Origin of the sequence: Haloferula sargassicola (genome assembly GCF_040362925.1) — a bacterium.
In the GTDB taxonomy this organism is placed as follows: domain Bacteria; phylum Verrucomicrobiota; class Verrucomicrobiia; order Verrucomicrobiales; family Akkermansiaceae; genus Haloferula; species Haloferula sargassicola.
In genome coordinates, this window is sequence record NZ_BAABRI010000008.1 from 140107 (window position 1) to 155357 (window position 15251).

The window sequence follows — 15251 nt, forward strand, 5'->3', positions numbered from 1 at the left end:
TTCAGCGACGCCACGGGCGGACCGGCAGCGGGCGGACGACGGGTCGAGCGTAAACCGCAGCCCGCACGGGGGCGCGCCTTATCGGCTCGCACCGATCGACATGGCGGTGGACGCGCACCGGCCGGCACTGGTGGACCACCGGCACCGTCCGCGTGCGGAAGACGGGATGGCCGCAGGAATCGTAGAAGGCCACGTAGCGCTCGTAGTAGACCGGGCAGCCGCAGGAACTACGATATTTGACGTAGCGATGGGCGCGGGGATGGCTGTGGGCTTCGGCGGTGCTGATGGCACCGGCGAGGGCCACGACGACGGTGAGCAAACGGATGAGTGGTTTCATGTGTGGTCTTGGGTTCCTGATTCGGTTCCTTCGACCGGGACGCCTCCGGATCTATTCATGGCGATCCAAAATAAAGACCGCGCCGGGGAGCCGGCGCGGTGGGAAGTCCGTGGATAGGAGACGGGACGGGAGAGGGAGCTTATGGCTCCGTCGAGCGGTTCTGCTCCTGCTCGATTTTTTCCTGCATTTCGCGCTGCATTTCGATCTGGTGGGAGATGCTCTCGCGGTACTGCTCGGGAATCCAGTCCATGTTTTCGATCTGCTCCGGGCTGCGGGTCACCAGCCAGAACATGGCGATCCCGTAGAGCACCGCCAGCAGAAGGCCGAGATAGCCGCTGACCAAGCCGGCAGTGGCGAGGCCCTTGCCCTTCAGTCGTTCGGGTTCGGCCTTGATTTTGGAAACGGCCATGTGCCCGGTGATGATCGCGGCGACCGCGGCGGGGATGGCAAGGCACCAGAGGAAGCAGGTGAAAAAGCCGATGACGCCGCAGACCAGCGACGCGATCGCCAAGCCCGCCGTGGCCACGGGCACGGGCGCGGTGGAGGCGGGAGCCGGGGTGGGTGCCGGCGCCTCGACCGGCGATTGGTAGGGGGAAGGACCCGGGGCGGAAGCTTCAACGGTCTCGACCGGAACCGGGTCGGCGGGCTTGCCAAAGGGAAGGTCGTCCACCGTGACGGCAGGCTGCCAATCCGGCATTCCCTCACGCCAGACGAGATCGGTCTCCGGATCGAAATCTCCTGCCGAGGCCAGGCGTGAGAGTTCCGACACCGGGACGGGGCCCTTCTGCTGTCCGTCGTGGGAGTAATACCATTGGCTCATGCCCAAGGATGTAATCGCAGGGTCAATTGAGGGCAAGTCCGGTCGTGGTCCTATTGCCGCCCGGGTCCGATGGGGTCCGACAGAAAAACCAGCCCGGCGGGAATCCGCCGGGCTGGATGGAAAAAATCATGACGGACGATGTTTCGCCCGGCCCACGGTTAGAAGTGGATGGCGTGGCCCTCGGCGGCCAGGGTGGCCTCGTGGATCACCTCGCTCATCGTCGGGTGGGCGTGGATGGTGGCGTGGATCTCGTCGATGGTGAGCTCCTGGTCGAGGGCGAGGCCCATTTCGGCGATGAGTTCGGTGGCGTTGTCACCAATGATGTGGGCACCCAACAGCTCGCCGTGCTTCTTGCCGTAAAGCAGCTTGGCGAAGCCGTCGGGCTCGCCGGCGGCGATGGCCTTGCCGATGGCCATGAACGGAATCTTGCCGACGGTGTATTCGACTCCTTCCTCCTTGAGGGCACGCTCGGTTTTTCCGACCGAGGCGACCTGCGGGTGGCAGTAGGTGCAGCCGGGGAAATGGTTGACCTTGCGCACCTTGTGGCCCTCGACGAAAAGGCCATCGACGCATTGCAGGGCCTCGAAGGACGCGGTGTGGGCGAGCAGCGGCGGGCCGGTGACGTCGCCGATGGCGTAAACGTTCGGCAGCGAGGTCTCATAGCGGTCGCCGACCTTGATGAAGCCGCGGTCGGTGAGTTCGGGCGGATTGCCGCCGGGAAGCACCGGTTGGACGCCGATGGCGACCAGGCAGACATCCGCCTTGATGATGCCGTTTTCCTTGGCGCCCTCGACGGTGATCTCGACGTGGTCGCCCTTGTCGGCGGTGGCGGTGACCTTGTGGTTGGCCAGGCAGCGGATGCCTTGCTTGGTGAAGGATTTTTCCAGCGCCTCACCGATCTCGGTATCTTCGACCGGGACCATGGTCGGCAGCATCTCGACGACGGTCACCTTGGTGCCGAAAGCGTTGTAGATGTAGGCGAATTCAACGCCGATCGCCCCGGCGCCGATGATGACCATGCTTTCCGGCTGTTTCTCGAGCACCATGGCTTCCTTCGATCCGATGACGGTCTTGCCGTTGAAGGGCAGCGGCGGCAGCTGGCGGGACTTCGCCCCGGTGGCGATGATGATGTTCTTGGCTTCGGCGGAAGACTTGGAGCCATCGGCGGAGGTCACCTCTACGGTGTTCGGGCCGGTGACGGAGCCGTGGCCGCGGACGTACTCCACGCCGTTCTTCTTGAAAAGAAACTCGATGCCGCCGGCGAGGCGGTCGGAGACCTTGCGCGAGCGGCCGATGATGGACGACCAATCGTACTGCAGATTGTCGAAGGAGAAGCCGAACTCCTTCGCGCGGTGGGAGAGCGTATGGAAAAGCTCGGCGTTTTTGAGCAGGGCCTTGGTGGGGATGCAGCCCCAGTTGAGGCAGGTGCCGCCGGCGCGGTCGGCCTCGACGCAGGCGACTTTTTTTCCGAGCTGGGCGGCGCGGATCGCAGCGACGTAGCCGCCGGGTCCGCCTCCAATGACGATGAGATCGTAAGCCATGTCTGAGGATGCTTGGTTCGTTCCGCCGCGGAGGTTGGGGGGGATTGCGGTGGGTTGAAAGCGGAAATGGTCCGGGGCTCACCGCCGTCCCCGGATCCCTCCTGCAAGACCGCCGAAAAAAGGCCTGCCCGTCGGTAGGACAGGCAGGCCGGAAATCAGCGGCAGGGGTCGGTCAGTTCGACTTCCGCCGGCGCCGGAAACCCAGGGCCGCTGCGCCGGCAGCGAGGGCCAGCGAAGACGGTTCCGGGACCGGTGTCGGACCCGCGGCATAGACCGATGCCGCCTCGAGGGAGGTGAGCGCCGTATCGTAGATGGCAAACTCGTCGAACATGCCGTCGAAAGTCGAGTCGTTCCACTGGCTGCGTCCCAGCCAGTTGTTCACGTTCGTGAAACTCGAGATGTCCATGTTGGCCATGGCAGCGGAGCCCACGGAAATTCCGTTAACGAACATTTCCAACGTGCCCGGCAGGCCGCCGGACTGGTTGAAAACGCCGATGACATTCAAGGGCGTATCGACCGGGGCGGAAATCGTGTCGACAAAGCCCTCGGTATTATTGCCCGCCTGGTGGGAGGTCAGCCGGAGCGGGTTGGCCCCCGTTCCAGCGAAGGGAATGAGCTGCAGATAATCGGCATTGTTGCCCGCGTCCCCCGCGTCCTCGCCACCGTTTGAATTGCCGAAAGAGACGACCGGAGCCCACCCCCGGTTCTCGGAGACGGTGAACCAAACGGAAAAGCTGAACTGTCCGGCCGTGCCGCCATTCGCCGCAGCGGTAGCCAGGCCGTTCGGCAGATTGATGTAGGCACCATTGCCAGCTCCGCCATTCTGACCGATGTTCGAGGATAGGTCGGCCATCCCTCCCGAGAAGACCACGTTGTTGACGGCATTTCCATTCTGGCTGCCTACCGAGTCGCTCACGGTCCCGTCATTGAAGGTGTAGAGATTGGTTAAGGCTGCTTGCGATGATGATGGCAGCATGGCCAGGACAGCGGCGGTAATAGCGGTAAGACACAATGATTCTCGCGTCATCATGGGATCAGGGGTTTTGGGTTGTTGCTTGGGTTGCAGGTAATTGCATTAACCGACCAACAGGGATCGGAATCCGCATTTGAAGACCATTGGAGGGCGGTCTGTCAACGTCTGAATCCGGGATGGCGACGCTCATCCGGGCGCGGCGCGGAAGGTTCCGAGCTGGAGATCATCGTGGGGCCTGCTCGGGCAGAAGCTGCCGCGCGCCCGGCCCACGTGCCCGACGAAGCCGACCAAACCGCGCGGCGGAGCTACCCTGCGACGCCTGGGGCTCGGGCCGATGCCGGCAGCACGAGCGAGGAGGCCTGCGCGCGGTCTGTCAGCGGGCTGGCTGGGTGCCTGCCGGATGACCGGAGTCGGGGGATGGGTCTTGCGGATTGGCGGAGTTCGTCGAGTCTCCGCGCCGTGGAGGGTGATCACCGCTGGTTCAAGGTTCTGCCCGCGGCCTTGTTGTGTGCGGTGCTGTGGGGCAGCGCGTTTCCCTGCATCAAGACGGTCTACGCGATCTGGGCGCGAGCCGGACTCGACCTCGCCCTCACCGATTACTGGTGGTTCGCCGGAGTGCGTTTTTCCCTCGCGGGGCTGATGCTTTGGACGGTGGCCCGCCGACCGTGGACCGAGGTGAAGGCGACCCGGAAAGCGACTTTGCTCAGCTTCACCCTGACCCAGACCTACGGCCAGTATCTGCTGTTCTACCTCGCGATCGCGGTCGCCAGCGGCAGCCTGGCGGGACTGCTGGCGGGAACGGGGAGCTTCTGGTGGATGGTGCTGGCACCCCTGCTCGCCGGCGCGCCCAGGCCCCGTGGCCGCCAATGGATCGCGCTGGCCATCGGAGGTCTGGGCATCACGCTGGCGACGGCCGCGCCCGGTGCCGGCGCGGGTCGGCCGGGGCTCGGCGCGCTTCTCATGATGGGTGCCACCGGCCTCGGGGCGGTTGGAATCATCCAGTTCGGGAAAATGCGGGCATCGATCGGGGCGCGGGCGGCCACCGGGTTTTCCCTTGGGGTTGGCGGGCTGATGCTGCTGGTCACCGGTGCTCCGGCCTTCGCGCACGCGGGCCAATTGATGACCCCGCCGGTCATCGGGCTGACCTGCTGGCTGGCCTTCGTTTCGGCGGCCGCCTTCGGCCTCTGGAATCACTTGTCCACCCGCCATCCGGTGCCCCTGTTGGCGGGCTATCGTTTTCTGATCCCCATCTGCGGCATGACGGAATCTCTGCTCTTCCTCAAGGACGAGACGGCAGGGTGGGGGCTGGCGGTGGGCGCGATGCTCGTGGTCGGCTCTCTGGTGGTCGCACAGCGCTGGAAATGACCTGCCAAACCGGGTGCAGCCTGCACCCGTGGGAGGGGGAAACGCATGGCGGGAAGCGCGCACCAGGAGCAGGACCGGTCATCGGGAGGCCGCGTAGGGGTATGAAATCCAGCGCTTTACCCGCGTTCACGCCCACTGTGCGGGTCACGGAACGGGGCCTGCGATGAGCAGGGTGGCACCGCATCCGCCGCTTTGGATGTCGATGCGGATGTCCCGAACCAAACCAAACAAACCAATGAAACTTCGCAATTCCATCATTGCCTTGGGCCTTGTCACCGCCACGCCGGCCATCCTTGCTCAAGGTGAGAAAAAGATCACGGGCGACCCCGCCCAGAACAGCCAGATCGAGCGGACCGATACCTCCACCGGACCCAATGAATCGACCGACCAACCGACCGGAGCGCGGGAAATGCGCGACGCCGGAGCTCCCAGCAAGACCAACGTGCCCCGCACCAAGCGGGATACCGTCGATGCCACCGGCACGGTCGCGGACGCCCTTCGCGACGCCGAGAATTTCACCACCCTGAACAAGGCGGTCGATGCCGCCGGCCTCCGGGAGGTGCTCGATCAGCCCGGCCCCTACACGGTTTTTGCTCCGACCGACAAGGCCTTCGACAAGATCCCGCAGGAGACGCTTGATGAATGGATGAAGCCCGAGAACAAGGATCAGCTCAGCAAGGTGCTCCTTGGTCACGTGGTGGCCGGTGAAATGGTGGCCGGCGATTTCACCCCGGGCACCGTTTCCACCAGCGCCAGCACCACGCTTCAGGTGACCGTGAATGACGATAAGATCATGATCAATGATGCCACCGTGACACAGCCGGACATCCGCGTCAGCAACGGGGTGATCCACGCCATCGACGCCGTCCTTGTTCCTGAAATGGAGCAAAGTGATGCCGACGACACGAGCAGCGACGAATAATCCCCGCCGCGTTTCCAAAGAGCCCGCCCGTTCACCGCGGCGGGCTTTTTTTCCACCCGCGATTCAGATCATCGCCCGCGCTTCGTCCTCGCTGATGACGCTGACGCCCAGCTTCTCCGCCTTGTCGCGCTTGGAGCCGCCGCCTTCTCCGGCGAGGAGGTAGTCGGTCTGCTTGGAAATGCTGCCACTGACCTTGGCGCCCTTGCTTTCGAGCAGGCGCTTCATTTCGTCGCGCCCGACGCTGAGCGTGCCGGTGAGGACGAAGGTCTTGCCAGCGAGCGGCATCTCCGCGGTGTCGGCTTCGGAAGGCTTGGGAAGGTAGTTCGAGGAGATCGGGTGGAGCTCGAGTTCGCGCATCCGCTCGAGGACGTGTCTCCCGGCGTCCGATTCGAAAAACGCCAGCACGCTTTCCGCCACGGCGCCGCCGACGTCGGCGGAAACCTGATAGGGGATCAGCGTTTCATTTTTCTTCTTCGCATCGGCGCGCGTGTCCTCGCGCAAGGCTCGGAGAACTTCCGAATCGGCCAGTTCGGGAAGGGTCTCATGGAGCCGTGCGAGTTCCTTCGACGCCGACTCGCCGACCTGCCGGATGCCCATGGCGAAAAGCCAGCGGTCGAGCGGCTTCGAGCGGGCGCGATCGAGCGACTCGATCACCTTGGTGGCGTTCTTTTCCCCGAAGCGGCGGGGTTCCTCCTCGCTGCCGAGGTTGAGGGTGGCGAGCTGTTCCTCGGACAGCGTGAAGAGGTCGAGCGGAGTGGAGCACAGGCCGCGGGAAACGAGGGCCTCGGCGACGATTTCGCCGACGCCCTCGATGTCCAGCGCCTTGCGGGAGGCGAACTGCTTGATCTTCGACACCGCTTGCGCCGGACACTCGAAATTCCCGCATCGCCAGGCGACGAAGCCTTCCTCCTGCGCGATCGGGCCGCCGCAGGACGGGCATTTCCCGCCGACATGCTCGAAGAGCGAGAACGGCTTCGCATCGGCCGGGCGCCTTCCCTCGATCACCTTGACCACCGCCGGGATGATCTCGCCGGCCTTCTCGATCAAAACGGTGTCTTTGATCCGCACGTCCTTGCGCTGGATCTCTTCCTCGTTGTGCAGCGTGGCGCGGGAAACGGTGGTGCCGGAGACGAGGACCGGCTCCAGCTCGGCCACGGGCGTCAGCACGCCGGTGCGCCCGACCTGCACCGTGATGTCCTTGAGCAGGGTCTCCTTCTGCTCCGGGCGGAACTTGTAGGCCGCGGCCCAGCGCGGCGCGCGCGAGCGGAAGCCCAGGCTACGGCGTTCCTCGTAGTTTGTCACCTTCAACACCGCGCCGTCCGTGCCGTAGTCGAGCTGGTGGCGCTCGCTGTTGATGCGCTCGATCGCGGCCAGCAGCTCGTCGAGATCCGCCGCGTGGATCACCGGCTGGTTGCGCGGGATCGCGAGGCGGTCGAGGAGCGCGGAAAAGTCGTCCTCGCTGGCGAGTTCGGGGCCCTCGTAGGCACCGATCCCGTGGGCGAGGAAGGCCAGCGGGCGCTCGGCGACCTTTTTCGGGTCGAGCTGCTTGAGCGTGCCGGCAGTAGCATTGCGCGGGTTGGCGAAGGTGGCCAGGCCCTGCTCGTCCCGCTCGGCGTTCATCGCGGCGAAGGCCTCATTCGGCATGAAGATCTCGCCGCGGACTTCCAGCAGGTCCGGTGCCTCGCCCGAAAGCGAAAGCGGCACGCTGCGGATGGTGCGGACGTTGTGGGTGATGTCGTCGCCCGTTTCGCCGTCGCCGCGGGTGGCGGCGTAGGCGAGGACGCCGTCGCGATAGACCAGCGAGACCGCCACGCCGTCGATCTTCGGCTCCACGGTGACGTCGATGTTTTCCCGCCCAAGGTTCTTCTGCAGACGTCGATAGAAATCAATCAGCTCGGAGGCCGGCTGGTCGGTGGTGGCGGGGTCGAGCTCGAAGACGTCGTCGATGGAGAGCATCGGGACGAGGTGCTTCACCTGCTCGAAGCCCTCGATCGGCTTGCCGCCGACGCGCTGGGTCGGCGAGTTCGGGTCGGCCAGCTCGGGGTGTTTTTCCTCCAGCTCTTCCAGCTCGCGGAAGAGCTTGTCGTAGTCCGCGTCGGAAATCTCGGGCGTCGCCTGGTTGTAGTAGAGCTCGTCGTGCCGGCGGATCTCATCGCGCAGTGCGGCAAGGCGTTTCTCCGGCTTCTCGGCTTGGGAAAAGAGGTTGTCCATGAGGGGCGCGGGAGTCTTAAACGCGAATCGACGCGATGGGGCGCGAATTTTTTCGCTGAGTGGAGGGCTGCCCGGAGAACGGTCGCAGGATGGACCTGATGATCAGGATGAATGGGAGGGTATTTTTAAAATCCCAATGCCGATCCGGTGCATCCTTTCGATCCTGACCATCCTGCAACCCGATTCCCGGCAGCCTGCCGTCCCGGGGGTTGACCCGCGCGGATTTCCGCCGGAATACTCCGCCCTCCACCGACTCTCAGACCCCATGGAAAACGTCACCATCATCGGAACCGGCTGCGCGGGCTACACCGCGGCGATCTATACCGCACGCGCCAACCTGGAACCCCTCATGCTCACCGGCACGCAGCCCGGGGGGCAGCTGACGACCACCACCGAGGTCGAGAATTTCCCCGGCTTTCCCGACGGCATCATGGGCCCGCAGCTGATGATGAACATGCAGCAGCAGGCGGAGAAATTCGGCACCCGCATCGAGTTCGCGATGGTCGAGTCGATCACCAAGCACCCCGACGGCCACTTCGAGGTGAAGACCGCGGAGAAAACGATCGAGTCGAAGACGGTGATCATCGCCACCGGAGCCGCGCCGCGGCACATGGGGATCGAGGGCGAGCAGCAGCTCATCGGCCACGGCCTGACCTCCTGCGCGACCTGCGACGGGGCCTTTTACCGCGACGTCCCGGTGTGCGTGATCGGCGGCGGCGACAGCGCCTGCGAGGAAGCCGATTTTCTGACCCGGTTCGCCAGCAAGGTGTATCTCATCCACCGCCGCGACGAGCTCCGCGCCTCGAAGATCATGGCCGAGCGCGCGCTGGCCAACGACAAGATCGAGCCGGTGTGGAACAGCGTGGTGACCGACTACCTGACCGACGACGAGGGCGAAATGCGCGCCGTGAAAATGAAGAACACGGTCGACGGGTCCGAGAGCGAGCTGGAGGTGAAGTGCGTGTTTGTCGCCATCGGCCACATCCCGAACAGCCAGTTCGCGGGCGGGCTGGTGGATCTGGATGAAAACGGCTACATCCTCCAGACGACCGGCACCGCGACCAAGACGGCCGGGCTTTTCGCCGCTGGCGACGTGGCCGACCACGTCTACCGCCAGGCGATCACCGCCGCCGGCCAGGGCTGCGCCGCCGCGCTGGAGGCGGAGCGGTACCTGGCGGGGCACTGAGGATTGCCGATGGTCGGGCTTGGGAGGGATAGGTCCTATTGGACTTATAAGACCTATTCCCCGGCAGCCCGCCTCTCCACCGACATTTGCCGCTTGCGCGGAAACCGGGCGCAGGGCAAACATCCGCGGCACCCCAAGGGCGGCTTGGCGGAATTGGTAGACGCGTTCGACTCAAAATCGAATTCTTCGGAGTGTGGGTTCGAGTCCCACAGCCGCTATTTTCTCTCTCCTGACTGACCGGCATGGCGGACCCGCGAACGATCGGAATCATCGCCGGCAACGGCGCTTATCCGATGATCTTCATCGAGGCCGCGCGGCGGAAATGCCCGGGCATCCGGTTGGTCATGGCCGCCTTTGAGAACGAGACCCGCGATGAGGCGGCGAAGGCGGTGGACGCGGTCGATTGGATGCGCGTCGGCCAGCTCGGGAAGCTGATCAAGTTCTTCCGCAAGCAGGGCGCGACCGAGGCGATCATGGTCGGCCAGATCGCGCCGAAGAACCTCTTCGACCTGCGGCCGGACCTGCGGACGCTGAAGCTGCTGGCGCGGGTGCCCGAACGGAATGCGGAGTCGCTTTTCGGCGGCATCGCCGAGGAGCTGGGGAAAGATGGCATCACGCTGCTGCCGGCGACCACCTTTTTGGAGGATCTGCTGCCGGGGCCGGGCCACGTTTTCGGGCCGCGTTTCAAAGACCGCCAGCTCCACGACGCGGAATTCGGGTTCACGATCGCAAAGGAAACGAGCCGCTTGGATATCGGGCAGACGATCGTGGTGCGGCACGGGACGGTGTTGGCGGTGGAGGCTTTTGAAGGCACGAATGCCTGCATCCGCCGCGGCGGCGAGCTGGGGCGGGGGAAAAACGTGATGCTGGTGAAGGTGTCGAAGCCGAACCAGGATTTCCGTTTCGACGTCCCGGTGATCGGGCCGGACACCATTCGCACCTGCGCCGAGTCGGGCGTGGGCGCGATCTCGATCGAGGCCGGGCGGACGCTGTTGCTGGAGGCGGACGAGGTGAAGCGGCTGTGTGAGGAAAAGGGGATCGGCCTGCATGCCGTCGGCCTGACGCCGGAAGGCGACGAGGCGAGATAAGGAGCGGAGCAAGAGCGCCGATTTCATCATTGGCGCTCCTTGCGGCCGGGTGGGCGTTGCCCTCGATAGGTGGCTCCGCAGCTTCCTACCTCGATGAAGCCGCATCTCAGAACAGGCGATGCCGATTTCATCATCGGCGCTCCATCGCTTGCGATGCGCTGCGGGCCCGCTTAGGAAACCCACCGGATGGCATTCCAATTGGTCAGTGACTACCAGGCCCGCGGCGACCAGGCGCAGGCGATCGAGAAACTCGTGAAGTCGATCGACGCCGGCAACCGGCACCAGACGCTGCTCGGCGTCACCGGCTCGGGCAAGACCTTCACCATGGCCAACGTGATCCAGCGCATCGGCAAGCCGGCGCTGATCATGAGCCACAACAAGACCCTCGCCGCCCAGCTTTACTCGGAGTTCAAGAACTTCTTCCCGAACAACGCGGTCGAGTACTTCGTCAGCTACTTCGACTACTACCAGCCCGAGGCCTACATCCCGCGGACCGACACCTACATCGAGAAGGACTCGAGCATCAACGACGAGATCGAGCGGCTGCGCCTGTCCTCGATGGGCTCGCTGCTGACCCGCGAGGACGTGATCGTGGTCGCCTCGGTTTCCTGCATCTACGGCTTGGGCTCGCCGGAGGACTACGAGGGCATGATGGTGCCGGTGTGGGTCGGCCAGCAGATCGGCCGCGATGAGTTGCTGGAAAGCCTCGTCGCTCTGTTGTTCGAGCGCAACGACATCGCCTTCGGCCGCGGCAAGTTCCGCGTCCGCGGCGATGTGGTCGAGGTCCACCCGGCCTACCTCGACGAGACCGCGATCCGGGTCGAGTTCTTCGGCGACGAGGTCGACCGCATTTCCTCGATCGACACGCTGACCGGCGCGGTGATCGACCGCATGGACAAGCACACCTTTTTCCCCGCCAAGCAGTTCGTCACGCCCGGCGACAAGATGAAGAAGGCGATGGTCGAGATTCGAAAGGAGGCCGACGAGCGCGTCGCCCAGTTCGAGAGCGAGGGCAAGCTGATCGAGGCCCAGCGCCTCCGCATGCGGACCGACTACGACCTCGAGATGATGCGGGAAATGGGCTTCTGCCAGGGCATCGAGAACTACTCCCGCCACCTCACCGGCCGGCCGCCGGGCGCGCGACCCTACACGCTGCTCGATTTCTTCCCCGAGGGCTTCCTGACGCTGATCGATGAAAGCCACGTCTCCATCCCGCAGATCGGCGGCATGTACGAGGGAGACCGTAGCCGGAAAACGGTGCTCGTGGAGCACGGTTTCCGCCTCCCGAGCGCGCTCGACAACCGCCCGCTGCGCTTTGACGAGTTCATGCAGATGACCCACCAACGGCTCTACGTTTCGGCGACGCCGGGGCCGTTTGAAGTGGTCAACTCGCGGCCCGACAACCCGCGCTACATCCCGGTCAAGGGCCGCGGCGACGACCGCGGGTTCACGCACATCGACTTCAAGAAGCTCAAGATCGAGCCCAGCCCGAGCAGCGAATCGGTCGCCGACTTCGACGTGCGGAAACCCGGCCGCCCGCTGATCGCCGAGCAGATCATCCGGCCGACCGGGCTCCTCGACCCGGTCGTGAAAATGCGTCCGCTCAAGGGCCAGATCGACGAGACCATCGAGCTCTGCCGCCAGCGCGTCGAGATCGGCGAGCGGGTGTTGGTGACGACGCTGACCAAGAAAACGGCCGAGGATTTGACCGAATACCTGCAGGGCACCGGGCTCAAGGTCCGCTACATCCACGCCGACGTCGATGCGGTCGAGCGGGTGGAAATCCTGCGCCAGCTGCGGGCGGCGGAGTTCGACATCCTGGTCGGGATCAACCTGCTGCGCGAAGGCCTCGACCTGCCCGAGGTGTCGCTTGTTTGCATCCTCGATGCCGACAAGGAGGGCTTCCTGCGCAACGAGACCAGCCTGATCCAGACCGCCGGACGCGCCGCCCGCCACGTGAACGGCGAGTGCGTGCTGTTCTGCGACGTGGTCACCGACTCGATCCAGCGGCTGCTCGACGTCACCGACTACCGCCGCGAGAAGCAGATCGACCACAACGAGCAGCACGGCATCACCCCGCAGAGCGTGAAACGCGCGGTGCAGGAGAGCCTGCAGCTCTACTCAAACCAGCGGGCGAAGGCCGACCAGATGTCGCGCTCGCTCGTTTCCGACGACGAGGAGGAGTACAACAAGGTGCGGGTCATCGCGGAGCTGGAGGGAGAAATGCGCGATGCGGCGGCGAAACTCGAGTTCGAGCGCGCGGCGCACCTGCGCGATCAGATCGCGAAGCTGAAAGGTGGTGAAACCAAGGCACCTGCGGCGAAAAAGAAGGTCAGCTACCGTCGCGGCAAGCGTGCCTGAGCGGGCATGGGGTGCGACAAGTTGGCGCGCCCCGCGGGTTTTGCCGATTGCATTGGCGGGGGCGCTAGGATAGATCGTCGGCCGTTGGGGGGCGTGGTGATCACGCCCCTCCGGTGTCTCCGGACGCCGCGTAACCAGAAGAGAATCATCCGTGGGATTGTTCGATGCTTTCAAACGCTGGCGTCTGGCCCAAAAGGGCATGTCGTCCGGCAAAAAGCGGCGCACGCAGAACGACGCCGCCGTCAGTGCCTCACTCGACCGCTCGCCGTGGGTGCGGATGGTGATTTACTTCGCCTTCTGCGTGGGCACCGCGCTGCTGGTCATGCGCGTCTCGGCCGGTGGCAGCGCTCCATTCGATAGCGCGCTGTATGCCCTGTTCCTCGCCATCAGCGCGATGACGGTGGTCGAGCTGAACCACCATCGCATCACCGAGCGGAACAGCCGCGTCATCCTCATCGCCCTCAGCATCCTCGGCCAGCTCGGGCTGATGCGCTTTGCGGGCTGGATCGTCACCACCAACGTGCTGCCGTATCCGATCGCCTTCCTGATGATGCCCTTCGTGGTGGCGCCGATGGTGAACTCGGTGCTGCTGGGCAGTCCGGCCGGCGTGTTTTCCGCGGTGTATGTTTCGCTCTTCGGCTCGCTGCTTTTCGCCGACGAGGACAAGGCGCTTTTCCTCTGCGTCAGCCTGATGAGCGGGCTGGCCTCGGCGCTGACGCTGCGCAAGGTCAGGCGGCGGGTGCAGCTGCTGCGCGCCGGGCTCTATTCGGGCCTGATGGCGTTCATGCTGGCCATGGTTTTCGGGGTGATCGACCTCGGCTCGCTGGGCGTCGGCGCGACCTCGGCGGACTGGCAGCGCTTCGGGCTTTCCGCGGCGAGCGCGCTCGGGGTTTCTCTGGGAACCGCCCTGCTGGTGTCCGGCTTCCTGCCGGTGCTGGAGGGGCTTTTCCACCTCACCACCGACATCAGCTGGCTGGAGCAGGGAGACCTGAACCACAAGCTCCTGCGCCGCATGCAGCTCGAGGCACCGGGCACCTTCCACCACTCGCTGATCGTGGCCTCGCTGGCCGAGGCGGCGGCGGAGGCGGTCGGGGCGAATGCCGCGATGTGCCGGGTGTGCGCCTATTTCCACGACATCGGGAAGCTCAACAAGCCCGAGTACTTCATCGAAAACCAGCAGGACGGGCAGGAAAACCCGCACGACTCGCTGACGCCGACGATGAGTTCGCTGATCATCATCGCCCACGTGAAGGACGGCGTGGACCTGTCGCTCAAGTACCGGCTCAACCCGCGGATCATCGACATCATCCGCGAGCACCATGGCGACTCGCTGGTGACTTATTTTTACCGCCGCGCCCAGGAGCTGAAGCGCGAGGAAATGGAGAAGATCGAGAAGAAGCTCGAGAATCCCGAGGATCTGCCGAAGGTCGACCAGAAGAACTTCCGCTACCCCGGCCCGCGGCCGAAAACGCGCGAGAGCGGGATCATCAGCCTGGCGGATGCCGTCGAGAGCGCGTCGAGGTCGCTGAAAAAACCAACTCCGGCGAAGATCCGCGCCTTGGTCGAGGACCTCGTCGAAGCCCGCGTGTGCGACGGCCAGCTCGACAACTGCGACCTGACCATCCGTGATCTTTCCGCGGTGAAGGAGGTGTTTTCCAAAACCCTGCGCAGCATGCTGCACAGCCGGATCGACTATCCGAAGGATCCCAAGGACGACCGCAAGTCCGACCTCGAGAGCAAGCAGCCCAAGGCCGCGCCGAGGCCGGCCGCCGACGAAGCGGCCGCCGAGGCGAAAAAGCCGGCCACCAAAACGGGCGAGCCGCCGCCTGCCATTCCCCGATCATGAAGCGCGAAGTGTTGGTCTGCGACCACCAGAGCACGGTGCCGGTCCCGCCCGCGTGGCTGGTGGCCTTGGAAGAGGCGGGCGTGAAAGCCGCGGAGGAGATCGAGAACGCCCACCTCTGCGGAGGAAATCCCCCGCTGGTGGCGCTGGAGGAGATCGATGTGGCGCTGGTCGACGACCCGGAAAGCGACCGCGTGCACCGCGACTTCATGGGTATCGAAGGGGCGACGGACGTGATCACCTTCGAGCACGGCGAGATCGTGATCGGGGTGGAAGTCGCCAAACGCCAGGCCGCCGAGTATGGCGAGCCGGAGCTGAGGGAGTTGCTGCGGTATCTCGTCCACGGCCTGCTCCACCTGGCCGGACACGAGGACGAAGCGGAGGAAACCCGCGCGACCATGGAAAAAATCCAGGAGAGCCTCGTCATCAAACTTTGGGCCGGCGTCGAGCAACGCGCTGGTAGCTGACACGGGGCGGCGGGCATCGACCGCCGGGCAGGGTCTCCGGGGCGCTGTTGTTCGAGGTGAGGCGTGGCGAGCTGAGAAGCTGGAGGTCCTGGGGAACCTCACTGCCAGGAACTCGAACCGGCTCCTCCTGCGAGTCC

At 64.8% G+C, this 15251-nt stretch carries 12 protein-coding genes and 1 tRNA gene; 8 read left to right on the forward strand and 5 right to left on the reverse strand.

The features are described from left to right. Position 1 precedes the first annotated feature (1 nt). From ABXH26_RS08670 to ABXH26_RS08685, 4 genes are all read right to left on the reverse strand, one after another. Positions 2–337 carry a hypothetical protein gene (locus ABXH26_RS08670; RefSeq protein WP_353566658.1) on the reverse strand — a complete coding sequence of 112 codons (336 nt, stop codon included), beginning with the start codon at positions 335–337 and terminating at the stop codon, positions 2–4. Positions 338–476: 139 nt separating this feature from the next. After that, on the reverse strand, positions 477–1157 hold the full coding sequence (locus tag ABXH26_RS08675; RefSeq protein ID WP_353566659.1) for a GYF domain-containing protein: 681 nt from the start codon (positions 1155–1157) through the stop codon (positions 477–479). 158 nt (positions 1158–1315) lie between these two features. Then, entirely contained in the window at positions 1316–2698 is a 1383-nt protein-coding gene (gene lpdA, locus ABXH26_RS08680) for a dihydrolipoyl dehydrogenase (RefSeq protein WP_353566660.1), read from the reverse strand. Between the two features lie 172 nt (positions 2699–2870). Beyond that, positions 2871–3728, reverse strand: coding sequence for a LamG domain-containing protein (locus ABXH26_RS08685; RefSeq protein ID WP_353566661.1), 858 nt, complete (start codon positions 3726–3728; stop codon positions 2871–2873). 402 nt (positions 3729–4130) lie between these two features. On the opposite strand from ABXH26_RS08685, the gene ABXH26_RS08690 reads away from it, so the two are divergent. Continuing rightward, positions 4131–5036, forward strand: a complete 906-nt coding sequence (locus ABXH26_RS08690) for a DMT family transporter (protein WP_353566662.1) — start codon at positions 4131–4133, stop codon at positions 5034–5036. Positions 5037–5271: 235 nt separating this feature from the next. After that, positions 5272–5958, forward strand: coding sequence for a fasciclin domain-containing protein (locus tag ABXH26_RS08695; RefSeq protein WP_353566663.1), 687 nt, complete (start codon positions 5272–5274; stop codon positions 5956–5958). Between the two features lie 63 nt (positions 5959–6021). Here the strand turns inward: ABXH26_RS08695 and ligA are convergent, their stop codons facing one another. Next, positions 6022–8169, reverse strand: coding sequence for an NAD-dependent DNA ligase LigA (ligA, locus tag ABXH26_RS08700; protein WP_353566664.1), 2148 nt, complete (start codon positions 8167–8169; stop codon positions 6022–6024). 265 nt (positions 8170–8434) lie between these two features. Here ligA and trxB point away from each other — a divergent pair, with 265 nt between their 5' ends. From trxB to ybeY, 6 genes are all read left to right on the forward strand, one after another. Continuing rightward, entirely contained in the window at positions 8435–9355 is a 921-nt protein-coding gene (trxB, locus tag ABXH26_RS08705) for a thioredoxin-disulfide reductase (RefSeq protein ID WP_353566665.1), read from the forward strand. 138 nt (positions 9356–9493) lie between these two features. After that, positions 9494–9573, forward strand: a tRNA-Leu gene (locus ABXH26_RS08710). A gap of 24 nt (positions 9574–9597) precedes the next feature. Further along, a complete protein-coding gene (locus ABXH26_RS08715; protein ID WP_353566666.1) occupies positions 9598–10443 on the forward strand; it encodes an LpxI family protein in 846 nt (281 codons plus the stop codon). Positions 10444–10629: 186 nt separating this feature from the next. Next, on the forward strand, positions 10630–12804 hold the full coding sequence (locus ABXH26_RS08720; RefSeq protein ID WP_353566667.1) for an excinuclease ABC subunit UvrB: 2175 nt from the start codon (positions 10630–10632) through the stop codon (positions 12802–12804). Positions 12805–12955: 151 nt separating this feature from the next. Then, positions 12956–14650 carry an HD family phosphohydrolase gene (locus tag ABXH26_RS08725; protein WP_353566668.1) on the forward strand — a complete coding sequence of 565 codons (1695 nt, stop codon included), beginning with the start codon at positions 12956–12958 and terminating at the stop codon, positions 14648–14650. Next, positions 14647–15114, forward strand: coding sequence for an rRNA maturation RNase YbeY (ybeY, locus tag ABXH26_RS08730; RefSeq protein WP_353566669.1), 468 nt, complete (start codon positions 14647–14649; stop codon positions 15112–15114). The genes ABXH26_RS08725 and ybeY overlap by 4 nt, the downstream gene beginning before the upstream one ends. The last annotated feature ends 137 nt before the right edge of the window (positions 15115–15251 follow it).